Here is a 16,893-nt window from a genome sequence, read left to right as displayed (position 1 = left end):
TATTACTTGTTCTGATCTCTTAGCTTGTGGCGCTCCTTGCGGGCAAGGAAGCTGGGTTCGATGGAAAGCCTGTCGCCGCGTAGCAGCGAAGCAACGCCTTCTACCTCCTCGTGGGTAGCCTTCTTGCACTCGTCGCAGTGGCAAACATCCTCGTAGTTGGTTGGCTCAGAGTAGGTGGTAATCACCCCTTCGAAGTTGCGAAGAACCACCTTCGATGGTGCCTGCGATATTACGTACTGAGGCATAACTGGGGTTTTTCCGCCGCCGCCGGGTGCATCAACTACAAACGTAGGTACTGCAAATCCGGTGGTATGACCACGAAGACCTTCTATTATCTGAATGCCCTTTGATACGGGGGTGCGGAAGTGTTCCAATCCCATCGAAAGGTCGCATTGGTAGATGTAGTAGGGGCGAACGCGCATGCGAACAAGGTCGTGCACGAGCTTCTTCATCACGTGAACGCAGTCGTTTACGCCACGAAGCAGCACCGATTGGTTGCCGAGAGGGAATCCGTTATCTGCCAGCTTGCGGCAAGCCTCCTTCGACTCCTCGGTAATTTCGTTGGAGTGGTTGAAGTGGGTGTTCACCCAAATTGGGTGATATTTCTTGAGCATATTCACCAAGTTGTCGGTTATGCGCTGTGGAAGAACCACTGGGGTACGGGTTCCAATGCGGATAATTTCAACGTGAGGAATAGCGCGTAAACGCTTAACAATAGATTCGAGTTTCTCGTCACTTACCAGAAGGGCATCGCCACCTGATAGCACAACGTCGCGAACCTGTGGTGTCTTAGCAATGTACTCGATGGCTCTGTCGATGTTTTGCTCTGGTGTTGAGCTGTCGTTCTGACCTGCAAAGCGGCGGCGGGTACAGTGGCGGCAGTACATCGAGCACATGTCGGTGATAAGGAATAGCACACGGTCTGGGTAACGGTGGGTTAACCCAGGTACTGGCGAGTCCTCATCCTCGTGTAGAGGGTCGAGAAGGTCGGCGCTGGAGATATGCGTTTCCTCGATTCCTGGCACTGCCTGACGGCGGATAGGATCGTAAGGGTTGCTCCAATCGATGAGCGAGAGGTAGTAGGGCGTAATTGCCATTCTAAACTTCTCGAGCGATTTCTTAATTCCCTCTTCCTCTTCAGCCGAGAGTTTTACGTATTTCTTAAGTTCGTCTAGGGTTTCAATTCTGTTCCGAACCTGCCATTTCCAGTCGTTCCACTGCTCGTCGGTAACTCCAGGGAATAGCTCTATTCTTTTGTTGGTAGGCATTGTCTTAAACATATAGTTTGCTAAACAGTTCCTTTACAGTTTCAGATTCTCTGATGATATTGAGCGATAGCTCGGCGTGTCCCTTGGCATATCCATTCCCTACTATGAGGTTGATATCCTTTCCAACGCCTTCGGCACCAAGTGCAGCTTTCGAGAACGAGGTAGCCATCGAGAAGAAGTATACTAGCCCGTCATCTTTGGTAACTAGGATGGAGGTCATTTCGGTTGATGGCACATTCACGTTGTTAATGGTAACGTCGCAGCCTTCGCCGTTGGTTATCTCCATAACCTTATTGTATACCTCCATAACGTTGGTAGCGTCGGCAACAACTACGTGGGTGGCTAGATTTAAATCGCGAATGCGTTGCGCGTTCTCCTTCGAGTATTCCACAACGATTACCTTTCCGGTAGGACCTGCGTTCTTCATAGCTTGGTAGCTACAAAGCACTCCAGATTTACCGCCACCGCCGATGATGCAAACCGTGTCGCCAGCTTTAACAAGGCGTTCGGTTTGGGCAGGTGCTCCTGCTACGTCGAGTACGGCAAGTGCCAACTTTTCTGGTATGTCATTGGGAAGTACAGCGTATATTCCGCTTTCGAATAGTATGGCTTGAGCCTCTACATCAACCTGATCGTTGTCGAAGTTGATGTTCTTTATTCGGCTAATTTTTAGTGGGGTTAACGATAGCGATACCAATGTTGCTATCTTATCGCCAATCTTCAAGGATTTGTCCGGAAAGTTCGGGCCAATTTCTCTAACCTTACCAATGAGCATACCGCCAGAACCCGTTACCGGATTCTGCATCTTACCCCGCTCCTCAACGATGGAGAAAATCATCTCTTCCATCTTCTCAATATCGCCCTTGCAGGCCTTCTTTATTTGTGTAAAACTGGCAGAATCGATGTTTAATGTTGTTACATCAATCAGCAGCTCATTGTCATAGATGCTCATCGTGTTGTCAACCTTTAAGGCAGGTTGAGGTAGTGTGCCTTGGGGCTCAATTACCCGATGAGTTCCATATTTGCATCCCGTCTTCATTCCGTACAAATCCTCTACAAATTGGTTATATATAGTCGCAGTTTGTTTTCTTGCTATTAAGCGTACAAATCGGTAAATACCTTGCGTAGTTTTTCGCTTTCGCGTAGCAGCTGCAGGGTTATCTCTGCATGGCCGCGGGTATACCCGTTTCCAACAATCATCGTTACATCGCTTCCAACACCTTCAGCTCCAAGGGCTGCTTTGGTAAAGCTGGTAGCCATAGAGAAGAAGTAAACAACCCCTGTATCCTTAGTGCAAAGGATGCTGGTCATTTCGGTATCGGTGATGTTTACGTTGTTGATGGTTACGTCGCACATTTGGCCGTTGGTTAGCTCTTCAATCTTTTCGAGCACAGGCACAGGCTGTGTTGCATCTGCTGCAAAAACGTAATCGCAGAAGCCAAGCTCTTGAAGGCGCTTGGTGCTCTTTTCGCTGTGGCATAATCCAATTACCTTACCGGTAACGCCAGCACGCTTTTTAGCCTCGTAGCAGCAAAGCATTCCCGACTTTCCGCCTGCTCCAATGATAAGAACAGTGTCGCCAGGTTTTACCAGCTTAGCAGTTTGGGCAGGTGCTCCTGCAACATCTAGTGCTGATAGTGCAAGATTTTCAGGCATATCGGCAGGAATCTTTGCGTAAATTCCACTTTCGAAAAGGATAGCCTTTCCGTCGATATCCACCTGGTCGATGTCTTTGCGGATGTCCTTAATTTTGTCGATGCGGAGAGGTGTAAGCGATAGCGATACCAAGGTGGCAATCTTGTCGCCAACCTTAAGGTCGGTTTTGCCAGCAAGAGCATCGCCTATTTTTTCGACAACGCCTAAAAGCATACCGCCCGAACCAGTTACTGGGTTGCGGTGCTTGCCTTGCTTGGCAACGATGTCGAGCATAATTTCGGCAATCTTCTTTTCGTCGCCACCAGCCTGCTCCTCAATTTGGGTGAAGCTGGCAGAGTCGATATTCAGCGTTTTGACATCAATAAGGATTTCGTTGTCGTAAATCTCATCCATATTGTTGTCGATCTTGTTGGCAGGTTGAGGAAGAACACCTATGGGTTCAATCACTCTGTGTGTGCCGTACTTATTACCTTTTTTCATAGTGTACTCCGTTAAATTTACAGGTTAATGCTAGCTGCTATCAGCTTTTGGTTCTCAGGTCTACGTTTTAATATGTGGTTCAAAAAGGTCAGCAAAAAGTCTATATGTCTCAAAAAGTGTGGTCTTACATTTCTTTACTTGGTTAGTCCTAAGATTCGACGAGTTTCTGCGGGTGTAGCAATCTCGCGTCCTAACTCTTTGGCTAGGCGAACAACCTTCTCAACGAGCTCTCCGTTCGATTTTGTCAGTACACCCTTCGATATGTACACGTTATCTTCAAGCCCAACTCTTACATTACCGCCATCGACAATAGCAGCAGCTGCTAGCGAAAACTCGTAGCGTCCAACGCCAGCAACGGTATAGGTAGCATCGGCAGGTAGGCTTCCCCGTAGAAATACAAAGTCGCGCAGCTCGCCCGAGATGCCGCCGTTAACGCCCATCACAAGGTCGAAGTGCATTGGCGATTTGATGTACCCTTTCTTGCCCAGGCGAAGTGCCATGTCGATCATGCTTTTGTCGAACACCTCAAGCTCCGGCTTAATGCCTCTTTCGATCATCTTTTCTCCAAAGTACTTGATGGTGTTTTCTGTATTCATGAATACGTCATCGCCACCGAAGTTTAGGGTTCCGCAGTCGAGCGTTGCCATTTCTGGGTTTAGCTCGGTTGGCTGAAGGCGCTCGTCATCGGTCATGCCTACGGCACCACCCGTTGATGGCTGAATGATGACATCAGGGTACTTTGCCTTGATTGCCTCCATTACTACCCTAAAACGTTCCTTGTCTTGGGTAGGGGTACCGTCGTCGTACCTTACGTGCAGGTGGATAATGCTTGCGCCAGCCTCGTAGGCTAGTCCAGCTTCGCGTACAAACTCCTCGATGGTGTAGGGTACGGCGGGGTTCATCTCCTTGGTAACCTCGGCGCCCGAAATTGCTGCGGTAATAATTAGCTTTTCCATGGGATGCTTATTTTGCAATTCGTTGACAGTCTTTGGGGACAACGCAGGTTCCGCTAGCGCGGCATACTACAATAGGTTCTGCAAGAACATCGGCAGCCGATGCCGAGATGTCGGTGCGTGGGATGATAACCTTGCGCGCCTCGAAGGTCATCTTGCGCGAGGTGTTGCCTATTTGGGTGATCTCGCCTACCGCCTCGATGTAATCGCCAGCATATACTGGGGCAATGAATTCAACCATGTCGTAAGCCTTGAACAGCCCCTCGTCGCCATCGTTACGGATGAGCAGTTCGGTGGCTACATCGCCAAAAAGCTGAAGCATTTTGGCTCCATCAACTAAGTTCCCGCCGTAGTGGGCGTCGTGTGAGCTCATTCGAACTCGTATTATTGCCTTTTCCATTTTTGATAAGTATCAGGTATCACGATACAAGTATCATGATTGGTTTGTATCTTTTTTTTTAGATGTTAGCCTTTAGATTCTAGATGTTAGATGAGGATTTTTTCTAACGTCTTTAACTCCAAAAGCGTCTTATATTGCTATGTAATCAACAAAAATTGACGGAGTTCTTACATCTTCCGGCTTTAGGTCTCCTGTTTCAACCAATTCGGAGGTTTCGGCAATTACCATGTCGGCAGCCATAGCCATCAGCGGGTTGAAGTTTTGCATGGTGCCTCGGTACACTAGGTTGCCATCCCTGTCGCTAATGCTGGCTCCCAGAAGGGCAACGTCGGCTCTTAGCGGCTTTTCAAGAAGGTACTCTTTCCCGTCAACCTGCATAACCTGCTTGCCTTCGGCAACTACGGTTCCAATTCCGGTTGGGGTAAGGATTCCGCCCAGCCCAGCTCCGCCTGCACGAACGCGCTCGGCTAACGTTCCTTGTGGCGAAAACTCGATGTCGAGTTCACCAGCATTCATCTGGTCGATGGTGCAAGGGTTAGTCCCAATATGCGAAGTGATGACTTTCTTAACCTGGTGGTTTACTATTAGCTTGCCCAACCCTTTGTCGGGGAAAGCGGTGTCGTTGCAAATTATCGTAAGATCTTTTACACTCGATTCCAAGAGGGCGTCTATAATTCGGTTAGGTCCTCCTGTAGATAAAAATCCACCAACCATAACAGTCATTCCATCCTTAATTTTCGATGCGGCTTCGGCTATCGTAATGAGTTTCTCCATGTGCTTAGTGCTTGTTGACAAAATACATAAATGTGCAGTGTCGTGTAACGTTTGCATGGTAAATGCTTGCGTAAACATATAGTTTTATTTTGAAACTACATAGTAGGAATGGGGAAAAATATTACAAAAAAACGCCCGATATGGTGTTAATTGTAATTCATATTGCTATGTATGCTTAAAAATTGTAGCTAAATTGTGTATGTTAATTGCTGTTTTAAGCCGATGATGCTGGAAAACATTACAGCTACTAGGGTAGGACGGAGGGGGTGTTGGGTAAAAGTTCTTAAATGTTTATAGCTTTATTTGCTCGATGCGGCATGTGCTTCCACCAGCCATAACCAGGATGTTGCCATCTGGTTTACGGGTAAGTTCGACAACAATCTCCGAAGGCTTTTTCATGGTGTAGCCTTGCTCGAACGTTACCTTCGATGGTACCGCTACCATACCATACTTATATAGGTAGCCGGCAAGCGCCCCCGATGCCGATCCTGTAGCCGCCTCCTCGTCGATGCCGTAGAGCGGGGCTAGGTTGCGGCAGTGGGCAGCGTTCCCGTTTACGGTTTCTGATGTGAAGATATGGTATCCGATCGCGCCGTGCATTTTAGATATTGCGGCAACTTCCGCAAAATCTGGTTTTATGGCATTAATTGCCTCAAGCGATTTTACCGGTACCATGATATCCTTTAGTCCGGTGGATACTATCTGGATTGGCAGGTCTTCCATAAACTCATTGGGGGAGATGTTAAGCGACTTAGCTACTGTTGCCTTGTCAATTGTTTCATAAAAGATAGGGGGCCTTTGCTCCATGGTAACGGTGCGATCGCCGACTTCTACCCGAAGGATTCCTGCGTTAGTTTCCTGCGTGTACCACCCCTTCTTGATGATGTTGAGGTGGTGCATAAGGTAGAAGGTGGCAATGGTGGCATGCCCGCATAGGTCAACCTCTTGTACCGGCGTAAAGAAGCGAACCCTAAAGTTAGCCTTGTCCGATGGCGAAACAAATGCGGTTTCCGAAAGCCCAACCTTGGCAGCAATTTGCTGCATCTCTTCGTCCGAAAGGTTGTCGGCTACGAGAATAACTCCGGCAGGATTGCCTCCTTGGGAACTTTTACTGAAGGCATTTAGCGTGTATGCTTGCATGGAGGGACGAGATATTATATATTAGATTTTAGACACAAGACACAAGATTCAAGATGCAAGAGAAGTGGGCTAGTCAATCATTGTGGAAGCATCGTTTTCGCTTAGCTGTTCGATGCCTTTAAGCTTTTGCTGGATGGCACGGGTGCGAACGCCAACAAGCGAATCTAGCTCGTTTGATGCTTGGTTCAGCTTTACCTTCGTTTTCTCTAAAACATCGCCAAACTTGGTGAACTCAGTCTTTACGGCAGACAGCAGCTTCCAAACCTCGTTCGATCGCTTCTCGATAGCCAATGTCTTAAACCCAAGTTGAAAGCTGTTGAGCAATGCTGTAACGGTAGTCGGACCGGTAATTATCACCTTGTAGTCGCGATATGCTTGCTCTACAAGTGTGCTGTTGCGAACAACCTCGGCAAAAAGCCCCTCTACAGGGAGGAACATAATGGCAAAGTCTGCCGTGTATGGCGGGTTGATGTACTTTTCGGAAATTGTTTTGGCATTTACCATTATGCTTTTTGTTAGCAGGCGGTTGGACTCCTGAATTGCAGCAGCGCTTCCTGTTTCGTAGGCGGTAACAAGGTTGTGGTAAACATCCATGGGGAACTTAGAGTCGATGGGGAGCCAGAGCACCTCATCGTCCGACTTGCCTGGTAGCTTTATGGCAAACTCTACAGCCTCTTTGCTTCCTTCTTTTACCATAACATTTTGTCCAAATTGCGATGGGGTAAGTATCTGGTTGAGTATTACGCTTAGCTGTATCTCTCCAAAAATGCCTCTGGTCTTCACGTTGGTGAGAACCTTCTTTAAGTCGCCAACACCATTAGCAAGTTCATGCATTTCTCCAAGTCCTTTATGCACCAGTTCAAGCCTTTCGCTTACCATTTTAAATGATTGCCCAAGGCGTTCCTCTAGCGTTTTGTTTAGCTTCTCGTCAACGGTTTCGCGCATGCGCTCCAGCATAGTGTTATTGTCGAAGCGCATCTTTTCCATTCGCTCCTCGTTTGATCTTGCAATGTACTGCAGCTGCTGGTTGATGGCTGTTGTTAATGCACTAAACGAATGAGTTTGCTCCTTGCGCCCTTCGCTGGCAAGTCGGCTAAACTCTTCGCGGTTGCGGCGAAACTCTTCCCGCATCGATTCTTCCATTTTGTGAATCTCTTGCACCTGCTGGTTTTGGGAAAGGTGTAACTCTTTTAACCTCGATAGCAGGAAAAGAATAAGCGCAATTAGTGCGAGATTAGAGATTGTCAGTACTGTAAGTATGCTGTTCATATGCTTGGTTTATACTGTAAAGATAGAGTTTGTCGGATTAGGGAGTTGTAGATCCGTCGATTTTTTGGTTTGTTATGTACCGTAAAAAAACTTTCTCATGCAATGTTTTATGCTAGCTATACTAAAATGTGGAAATTGTAGCTGATTCGCCGTAAATTTCTTCAGAATAAAAAACACAAAGCTAATGAAGTTGAAACTATTGTCAGGAATTGGACTTATAGTCTTTTTAGGATGTTCCAAAGAAGATGTTAAAGTAGCACAACAAAAGGGGTTTGTTAAGATTTCGGCGCAGGTGGATGCCCGGGTTCGTCTTAAGGCAGCCCTTGCTGTAGATAATTACGATGTTAGCATCACGAGTAAGGCGGATGCGAAGTTTTCCTATGGCAAAAAGGTATCGGCTATAGGAGCGAATCCTGTTGAACTTGAAGTGGGAGAGTATACCATTAAAGTGAATTCTCCTTCTGTAGCACTCCCTGGTTTTAGTGTGCCGCTTTATGGCGCTTCTCAGGACTTTGCTATTACAGCAGGAACTACAAAGAACTTAAGTCTTGTTTGTAAGCAAACCAATGCAGGCATTAAGGTAGGCTATAGTGATGCTTTTAAGAAGTACTGTACGGATAAATCGCTGTCCTACTCCACATCTATTGAGCAAGCAGGTAGCAGTCTTACCTATGCAACCTCTGAAACACGTGTTGGTTACTTCAATTCAGGGACTGTAAATGTGACAGTAAATGTTGGAGATAAAAGTTCCTCATCAGCATTGACACTCGCGGCACAGGATTTGGTAAATCTTTCAATAGACATGACTTCCGAAGATCCATCTAAGGTTGTTCTGACCATTACAGGTGTAGATGATGTGAATACTCGGGATGAAAAGATTACGATTTCGCTAAAACCTAATGCTAGCACAGAGACGTTAAAGTTGAGCGAAGATTTTGCCTCGATAACTACAGGTGACAACATAAGTTCTAGTGGTTCAGCAGCTGTATGGGCGGGTGATGATATTTTTATATCAGCTACAAAAGCCTATAAAGCTGGTGGTGCCATAAAATTAGGGATTGATGGAACAGAGGGGAGCATTGTCTCTAAAACGTTAGATCTTTCTGCAAATAGTGGTAACGTTACTGTAAAAGTAAAGGTGAAAGGATGGGAAAAGGTTGAATCATCTCTGTTGATAATGGTTGATAAAATAGAAAAGGAGGTCCCTTACAATGCTATAATGTCTGGAGAGTTTGAAGAGGTAACAGCTAGTTTTCCCAAAGCAGGAACTTCCTCGTCTAAAATTACCATAAAATCCTCAAAGAAACGGTTGTTTATAGATGATGTTAAGGTTTATAATTAGGGGGAAGGGAGAGGTATATGGAGTCGTGAAAGCATGAAAAATTGAAAAATTGAAAAATTGTGAATAGGTAATAGAGGTATCTAAGGGCGCCGAAGGGGTGTGTAAGGCATCAGTTCGGCGTCCTTTTAGTGTATGGTAGATTTGTGAAAAATCCCGTGAAAATCTGTTGCATCCGTTAGATCAGTGTTCCGATTCGCTATCTTCGCAAGAATTTTACAAACTAAACTCAAAACAGCATGCGACGTTTTATTCTATCGCTAATCATCTTGGCCTCTGCTAGCGCTTATGGGCAAACCTACATTAAGCTGAATGCTCCTGCAGTATTAGTAAAGGCATTTAATCCATCCATTGAAACTCGACTCTCCAATAAGTGGACTTTCGAGTTTGATATGCTTATGACCTTTAGAAACGAGACAAACGATAAGGGGCCATTTCGTATCCTTATGCTTCAACCCGAAGGTCGATACTACTTTAATGAGATTAACAAGGGCTTTTTCGTAGGTATTAATACCGGCTACGCCATGTTTAGAATGACTAAACCTCATTGGCTTTTTAAGGAGGATTATAATTCTCTTCATGAGTATCAGATGGGCTGGTCGGTACAGGCTGGTGTCACATTAGGCTATGAATGGAAAATTAAGGATAGGTGGCTAATCGACGCATTTGTAGGAGGCGGTCGTCAGTGGTCTAATTATTACGGATTTAATTTTCAGACTGGTGAACAGTATGAAAAATTCAATGGAAGTGCTGAGTATATGCCCTATAAAGGCGGGATAAATATTGGTTATAGGCTAGGGAAGTAGAATCGTCGATTATTAGAACTTAGAATTGACAATTGTTGACCGCTTGCTGGTGAATATATTCAACCACTTTGTGGTTGTTTATATCCTCTTCCTGCTCCCCCGTGTTTCATTTGTGGCTATTCATCTTGAAGCCCTTATGGGCTTCTGGTAGCTGTGATGATGGCTATTGGTTCTATGCTTCGCTTTGATTAATGCCGCATAATGGCTGTTGAGGGGTAATTAGAAAGGTTTGAATTCGAATAGACGCGTATGTAAAGCGGGTGAATAATGCCCCAAAAAATTATAAACGTAAAGCGGTTGAATGGTGATCCAGAAGTAGGACTTACCACCCAAAACTGTAGAGTCATATTGGTTCTATAACGAATAGGGTGGGTAGTAGAACTGGGGGCTTGCTAATGAATACATTCAACCTTTTTGTGGTTATTTATATCCTCTTCTTGCTTCTCTGTATTTCACTCGGGTCTATTCATTTTTAAGTCCTTATGGGTTTCTGTTAGCCGTAATCAAACTATTTGCCATTATAAATTTGGATCATAGAGAATAGGGCCTTAATGTATTCCATGATCTTTTTGGTGTTGTATTTATTTACAATACAAGGTAATATATGCCTATAGTGCCTTGTAAAGACATTTTTCACAATTTTTTTTGGGGGATAGAACAGGACTCAACTAAAAGGTTCTATATTTACAGCCGCAAAAAAAAAACGAGGGATAAGTGGTGTAACTGGCAAAATTGACTCTTCATTTTTATTTGCTAAATGTCTATATGTCATCCATTAATGATTAAAGTTAATGTGGCTGACGAGGCTTTGCTGTACTTATACCTTACTAGCGATATAATACATTGATGATGATAGTACGAAGACTTTCCTCTCTTCTTCTGGCAACAATTGGACTTACGTTGCTCTCTTTATCTGCCAATTCGCAGAATATATCACCCGACATGGTTGAAAAGGCTCGTGCAGTTGGTGTTTCGCAACAGCAAATTGATGCTGCCATGAAGCAACAACAAGGTTCTACAGGTTCGTCGGTTCCTGTAACTAAGGCTGTTGCTCCTAGTTCTGTTGATAGGAATGTGAAGGCTGATAGTATTTATAGAACAAATGAGAAAATGTCATCTTTTGTTGATGATGCCTCCAAAAAGAAAATTGTGTTTGGTCGAGAGATCTTTTCCCAAAAGAATCTTACGTTTGCTCCAAACATGAATCTTGCTACGCCTAAGAATTACCGATTAGGTGCTGGTGATGAACTTATGATTAATATCTATGGTGCATCGGAAGATAATATTGCACAAAAGATAAGTGCCGACGGACGCGTAGTTATTCCTAATATTGGACCAGTATCCTTAGCTGGTTTGACCATCGAAGGAGCCGAGAGTAAGCTGCGCTTAACAATGTCTAGGATTTATTCGGGATTGAACGGTGGTGGTACTCACCTGACACTCTCGCTTCGCAATATTCGCAGTATTAAGGTGAATATGGTTGGCGAAGTGGTAGCACCTGGTACCTATACACTTCCTTCGTTGGCAACTCTGTTTAATGCGTTGTATGCTGCAGGAGGTGTTAACGATATAGGATCGTTGCGTAGCATTAAGGTGTACCGTGGTAGCCACATGGTTGGCGAACTCGATGTGTACGACTACCTGCTTAACGGAAAGTTTGGTTCTAATGTCCGCTTAGAGGACAATGATATGGTGGTTGTTTCGCCATACGATAAGCTGGTTACAATCGAAGGTAACGTTAAGCGTCCTCGTATCTTTGAAATGAAAAAGGGTGAAACGCTTGCCGATGCTATTCGATTTGCTGGTGATTTTAAGTCTTCGGCCTACTCTGAGAATATTACGTTAAAGCGAAGCAATGGCCGTCAATTTGAGGTGCATACTGTTGATAAGGCAGATTTTAAGAATTTTGTCATGCAGGATGGTGATGAGTTAACTGTTGGCGAGGTGGTAAAATCGTTTAGTAATAGGGTGGAGATACAAGGAGCCGTGCAACGCCCTGGTATGTTTGCCCTAACAGATAAACTCTCTACCGTAAAACAGCTTATTGATAAGGCTGAAGGTGTTCGTGGTGATGCATTTCTTACCCGTACTCAAATAACCCGTACGCTTCCTGACTCGTCGAAGCAGATGGTTGCGGTTGATTTATACGCTTTACTTAACAATAAAATAGGTGATGTGGCGCTCGAAAACAAGGATGTGCTCTACATTCCTTCGATATACGATCTGCAAAAGGAGTTTACTGTAACCATAAAGGGTGCTGTTGATAGCGCCGCTACCTATCCTTTCCGTAAGGATATGACGGTTGAAGACCTTATTGTTATGGCAGGTGGATTGAAGTACGAAGCTTCGCTACAGCAAATCGAGATTGCCCGCCGTATTAGAGATCCATATTCGCTAAAGCCTACCGATAAGGCTGCCGAGGTATTCTCCTTTAGCATAGACGATAAGTTATCGATATCGCCAGAGGCAAAACGCTTTGCTTTGGCACCTTACGATGAGGTTTACGTACGGGTTTCGCCAGGATATGAGAAGCAATGTAATGTTACCATAAGGGGTGAAGTTGTATTTAGGGGTGACTACGTGCTGTCGAATAAAAGTCAGCGACTTAGCGAAGTTATTACTAAGGCGGGAGGCTTAACTCCACAGGCGTACATAAAGGGTGCCCGACTACTAAGAAAAATGACCCACGATGATTCGGTAAGGGTGATTTCTCTGGTAAAGCTTGCTTCACGTAACTCTTCAAAGAAGGATACTATAGATATTAAGAAACTAGATATTGGCTCTGAATATTTTGTGGGTATCGATCTCGAAAAGGCCATGAGTAATGCAGGATCGGAATACGATGTGGTGCTTAAGGAGGACGATGTTATTGAGGTGCCTCAGTTTAGCAACACGGTTCGTATAAGTGGAGCGGTGCTATATCCAAATACTGTTACCTACCGAAAGAGTGTGAGCCTACGCGAATACGTTAGCATGGCTGGGGGGTACGACGATGGTGCCAAGAAGAGAAAAGCATTCGTTATATATATGAACGGTACCGCAGCTCGAAAGAAGTTCTGGAGTTCTCCACGAATTGAACCTGGTTGCGAAATTGTAGTACCTACCAAACCCGAACGTAAGGGGGCCACTGCTGGCGAAATATTAGGCTACAGCTCTTCGTTAGCCTCCATTGCGGCAATGATTGCTACGATTATTAGTGTGACTAAGTAGTTAGTAGTTAGTCGGGAATCGTTAGTCGTTAGTCGACTCTCGATTAGCAATCCTCGATTAATATCTGCCAATTCTCGATTCCCGACCACCGATAATATGACACATAAAGATTTAGATGTTTGGAAGTTATCAATGGGTTTGGTCGTAGATGTTTACCAATTAACGGATGGTCTGCCTAAATCCGAAACTTTTGGTTTGACATCGCAAGTACGTAGAGCCGTTGTGTCAGTTCCTTCTAATATAGCAGAAGGTGCTGCGAGGAAGAATTTAAAAGAATATATACAATTTCTTTATGTGGCTTTAGGTTCGATTTCAGAGGTAGATACTCAATTGAAATTAATATTAAGACTTGGTTTTGCAGAAATTTCTCCTGAACTCCTCGATAAAATAGAGCATGTAAAGAAAATGCTATTGAACCTAATTAAAGTGTTGAAAGAAAAAGATGTTAGACGTTAGTAGTTAGTTGGGAATAGTTAGTTGTTAGTCGACTACCGATTAACTATTAACAACTCGCGACTCTCAAATATAGATTAATGAAAATCCGATTCTCGGGCAAAGTAAACTCTGAGACACAAAGATACAGAAAGTCAAATAGAAGTTGTTTTTTCGACTAACGACTAAACTAAAGATATAAAGTCATAGAGGAACGTAGAGTTATTTAAAGTCGCATTTGCCGATTCCCGACTCCCTATTAACGATTAACGATACCAGAATACAAACAACAATGACCAATACTCCAAACAACCAACAACCCCAAATTGAAACCTCGCCGACCAAGAAATCCGGCGAAATAGAAATCGATCTTCTGGAACTTGCTCGTAATCTATGGGATAACCGTAAGTTTATTCTTAAGGTAACTTCAATATTTGCTGCAATAGGGCTTTTTGTGGCTATATTCTCGGCAAAGGAGTACACCAGTAGCGTTACTATGGTTCCTCAGTTAGGCGATGGTAAAAGCAAGGCTGGTGGCTTGGCTGGTTTGGCTGCAATGGCAGGGGTTAACCTTGGTGATATGGGTGGTGGCGATGTCCTATCTCCAACCATCTACCCCAAAATAATGGCCAGCGTGCCATTCCAAAAGGATTTAATGTACACCAAGGTAAAGTTCGACAACATACCACACGAAATTACCCTTTATGACTACTATACCAACGAAGACTACCAACCGTTTAACCTGTTTGTTTCGATAAAGAAGTACACGATTGGGTTGCCGGTGGTAATAATAAAAGCAGTGAAAGGAGAGATTAGTGAGAAGGGAGTAGGGAATAGGGTGTCGAAATATTTGAGACTTTCTCAAAAGGAAGACGCTATAGCAAAACTACTGTCTTCGAAGGTTTCGTTGGCAATAAACGAAAAAGAGGGAACGTTAAATCTTACAGCCAATATGCCAGAGGCATTGGCTTCCACTCAGGTGGTGGAGGCTGCACGTTTGCTGCTGCAAAAGTATATAACAGACTTTAAGGTGGATAAGGTAAAGCAAAACCTCGACTTTATACAGCAGCGCTACAACGAGGCTAAGGCTAGTTTCGAGCAAAAGCAGATGCAGCTGGCAGCATTTAAAGATGGGAACCGTAATGTTATATTGGCCTCTGCTCAAACAACAGGCGATCGTATTAATGCTGAATATACCCTTCTATATAGCGTTTACTCGGAGTTGGCTAAGCAACTGGAGCAGGCTAAAATTAAGGTAAAGGATGCTACCCCGGTGTTAACTGTGGTTGAACCTGCGGTTGTGCCGAACATAAAAAGTAAGCCTAATAGACCAATGATTCTTGTCGTTTATTCCTTTTTAGGATTCTTTTTTGGGGTGGTAGGTGTGTTTATAATTTCATTCTTGTATAAGGTTAACGGAGGGAAATTTGAAAAGTTAATGAGAAAAACTTTAAAACATTAGAGTATGGCAATTGCAATGTGCGACCTTAAGGGTCAGTATGATAAAATCAAAGATCAGATTGAATCTGAAATTAACAAGGTACTTACTTCTACATCCTATATTAATGGGGCTCAAGTTAAGAATTTTGAAACCTCTCTGAAAGAATATAGTGGAGCAAAGCATGTTATTGCATGTGCTAATGGAACTGATGCTCTACAAATAGCCCTTATGGCTCTTGATCTGCAACCTGGTGATGAGGTTATTGTTCCTGCATTCACTTATGTTGCTTCTGCCGAAGTTATTGGACTTTTGAAGTTAACTCCAGTTATGGTTGATATTGATTACTCTTCATTCAACGTGACTGTAAATAATATAGAAAAAGCGATAACTCCTCGAACTAAGGCTATTATTCCAGTACATCTATTTGGTCAATGCTGCGATATGGAGCCAATCATGGAGTTGGCAAAAAAGTATAATATTTATATAGTTGAAGATAATGCACAAGCAATAGGAGCGACCTATACGTTTACGAATGGTGAAAAAAAACAAACAGGTACAATAGGGGATATTGGATGTACTTCTTTCTTCCCTTCAAAAAATTTAGGATGTTATGGTGATGGTGGGGCATTAATGACCAATAACGATGAGTTAGCACAAAAGATTAGGATGATTGCCAACCATGGGCAAAAGATTAAGTATCACCATGAGGTTATTGGTTGTAATTCTCGTTTAGATACTATCCAGGCCGCAATCTTAAATGTGAAACTTAAGTATCTGAATGACTATTCAAATGCTCGATATAATGCTGCTCAGGTATATCATGAACTATTGAATGATGTTGATGGTATTACAATACCTGCTGAAATGCCATTCTCAACCCATGTTTACCATCAATATACCTTGAAGGTTAAAGATGGGAAGCGTGATATGCTTAAAAAGCATTTAGAAGAGTTAGGAATCCCCTCTATGATATATTATCCATTGCCATTACAAAAGCAAAATGCATTTAAGTCTATTACGATTCAAGGTGAAGATTTAGATGTTTCTGCACTATTGGCGGATAGCGTCCTTTCGTTACCAATTCACACAGAAATAATAAAGGAGGAGCAACTTATTGTTTCAAATGCTATAAAAGAATTTTTCAAGAAATAGTTATGGGATATTTTAAGCATGAAACCGCCATTGTTGATGAAGGCTGTGAAATTTGTGAAGGGACAAAAATTTGGCATTTTTCGCATATAATGTCTAACTGTTCAATTGGCAAAAACTGCAATATTGGGCAGAATGTTGTTGTGTCTCCTGATGTTATTTTAGGTGATAATTGCAAAGTTCAAAATAATGTATCAATCTATACGGGTGTGACTTGTGGTAACGATGTGTTCTTAGGACCATCGATGGTTTTTACCAATGTTACCAATCCAAGAAGCGCTGTAAATCGCAAAAGCGAATATAAAAGAACGCATGTTGGAAATGGTGCTACTATTGGTGCAAATGCTACCATTGTATGTGGGCACGATATAGGTGAGTATGCCTTTATAGGGGCAGGCTCAGTGGTAACTAAAACGGTTAAGCCTTATGCTTTAATGGTTGGTAACCCTGCTAAACAAATTGGTTGGATGAGTGAGTTCGGACAGCCGCTGCATTTTAATGATGAAGGTTTTGCTACCTGTTCTGAAAGCGGAGATAAGTATCAGCTAATAAATGAGAGTGTTTCTAAATTGTAAA

At 43.6% G+C, this 16,893-nt stretch carries 16 protein-coding genes; 8 read left to right on the top strand and 8 right to left on the bottom strand.

The annotated features are described in order from the left end of the window. Positions 1–2 precede the first annotated feature (2 nt). The 8 genes from ablA to ACHZA1_RS02120 all read right to left on the bottom strand — a co-directional run bounded on the left by ablA (position 3) and on the right by ACHZA1_RS02120 (position 7,940). The gene (gene ablA, locus ACHZA1_RS02155; RefSeq protein ID WP_320054938.1) at positions 3–1,268 is read right to left on the bottom strand and encodes a lysine 2,3-aminomutase; all 1,266 of its coding nucleotides are present in this window, start codon (positions 1,266–1,268) and stop codon (positions 3–5) included. A 4-nt stretch (positions 1,269–1,272) separates the two neighbouring features. Next, positions 1,273–2,307, bottom strand: a complete 1,035-nt coding sequence (locus ACHZA1_RS02150) for a zinc-binding dehydrogenase (RefSeq protein ID WP_320053597.1) — start codon at positions 2,305–2,307, stop codon at positions 1,273–1,275. A gap of 56 nt (positions 2,308–2,363) precedes the next feature. Next, on the bottom strand, positions 2,364–3,404 hold the full coding sequence (locus tag ACHZA1_RS02145) for a zinc-binding dehydrogenase (RefSeq protein WP_320053596.1): 1,041 nt from the start codon (positions 3,402–3,404) through the stop codon (positions 2,364–2,366). A 134-nt stretch (positions 3,405–3,538) separates the two neighbouring features. Continuing rightward, on the bottom strand, positions 3,539–4,360 hold the full coding sequence (locus tag ACHZA1_RS02140; protein WP_320053595.1) for a 3-keto-5-aminohexanoate cleavage protein: 822 nt from the start codon (positions 4,358–4,360) through the stop codon (positions 3,539–3,541). Between the two features lie 7 nt (positions 4,361–4,367). Beyond that, complete coding sequence (locus tag ACHZA1_RS02135; RefSeq protein WP_394701053.1) at positions 4,368–4,757, bottom strand: hotdog domain-containing protein; 390 nt, start codon at positions 4,755–4,757, stop codon at positions 4,368–4,370. 129 nt (positions 4,758–4,886) lie between these two features. Then, the gene (locus ACHZA1_RS02130) at positions 4,887–5,531 is read right to left on the bottom strand and encodes a CoA transferase subunit A (RefSeq protein ID WP_320053593.1); all 645 of its coding nucleotides are present in this window, start codon (positions 5,529–5,531) and stop codon (positions 4,887–4,889) included. 291 nt (positions 5,532–5,822) lie between these two features. After that, a complete protein-coding gene (locus ACHZA1_RS02125) occupies positions 5,823–6,671 on the bottom strand; it encodes a PhzF family phenazine biosynthesis protein (RefSeq protein WP_320053592.1) in 849 nt (282 codons plus the stop codon). 69 nt (positions 6,672–6,740) lie between these two features. Continuing rightward, positions 6,741–7,940, bottom strand: a complete 1,200-nt coding sequence (locus tag ACHZA1_RS02120; RefSeq protein ID WP_320053591.1) for a DNA recombination protein RmuC — start codon at positions 7,938–7,940, stop codon at positions 6,741–6,743. A 184-nt stretch (positions 7,941–8,124) separates the two neighbouring features. Between ACHZA1_RS02120 and ACHZA1_RS02115 the strand changes: the two genes are divergently transcribed. From ACHZA1_RS02115 to ACHZA1_RS02080, 8 genes are all read left to right on the top strand, one after another. Then, positions 8,125–9,282, top strand: a complete 1,158-nt coding sequence (locus tag ACHZA1_RS02115) for a DUF4493 domain-containing protein (RefSeq protein ID WP_320053590.1) — start codon at positions 8,125–8,127, stop codon at positions 9,280–9,282. Between the two features lie 236 nt (positions 9,283–9,518). Then, positions 9,519–10,085, top strand: a complete 567-nt coding sequence (locus ACHZA1_RS02110; protein ID WP_320053589.1) for a DUF3575 domain-containing protein — start codon at positions 9,519–9,521, stop codon at positions 10,083–10,085. A gap of 25 nt (positions 10,086–10,110) precedes the next feature. Then, positions 10,111–10,236, top strand: coding sequence for a hypothetical protein (locus ACHZA1_RS02105; RefSeq protein ID WP_320053588.1), 126 nt, complete (start codon positions 10,111–10,113; stop codon positions 10,234–10,236). A gap of 695 nt (positions 10,237–10,931) precedes the next feature. Next, a complete protein-coding gene (locus tag ACHZA1_RS02100; protein WP_320053587.1) occupies positions 10,932–13,295 on the top strand; it encodes an SLBB domain-containing protein in 2,364 nt (787 codons plus the stop codon). A gap of 96 nt (positions 13,296–13,391) precedes the next feature. Continuing rightward, entirely contained in the window at positions 13,392–13,751 is a 360-nt protein-coding gene (locus ACHZA1_RS02095; protein ID WP_320053586.1) for a four helix bundle protein, read from the top strand. A gap of 268 nt (positions 13,752–14,019) precedes the next feature. Beyond that, positions 14,020–15,189 carry a Wzz/FepE/Etk N-terminal domain-containing protein gene (locus ACHZA1_RS02090; RefSeq protein ID WP_320053585.1) on the top strand — a complete coding sequence of 390 codons (1,170 nt, stop codon included), beginning with the start codon at positions 14,020–14,022 and terminating at the stop codon, positions 15,187–15,189. A gap of 3 nt (positions 15,190–15,192) precedes the next feature. Continuing rightward, complete coding sequence (locus ACHZA1_RS02085) at positions 15,193–16,320, top strand: DegT/DnrJ/EryC1/StrS family aminotransferase (RefSeq protein ID WP_320053584.1); 1,128 nt, start codon at positions 15,193–15,195, stop codon at positions 16,318–16,320. Between the two features lie 2 nt (positions 16,321–16,322). Then, complete coding sequence (locus ACHZA1_RS02080; RefSeq protein ID WP_320053583.1) at positions 16,323–16,892, top strand: DapH/DapD/GlmU-related protein; 570 nt, start codon at positions 16,323–16,325, stop codon at positions 16,890–16,892. Position 16,893: the final 1 nt, after the last annotated feature.

It is taken from the genome of uncultured Acetobacteroides sp. (assembly GCF_963667355.2).
Classification (GTDB): Bacteria; Bacteroidota; Bacteroidia; order Bacteroidales; family ZOR0009; genus Acetobacteroides.
This window is presented reverse-complemented; position numbering and strand designations above follow the sequence as displayed.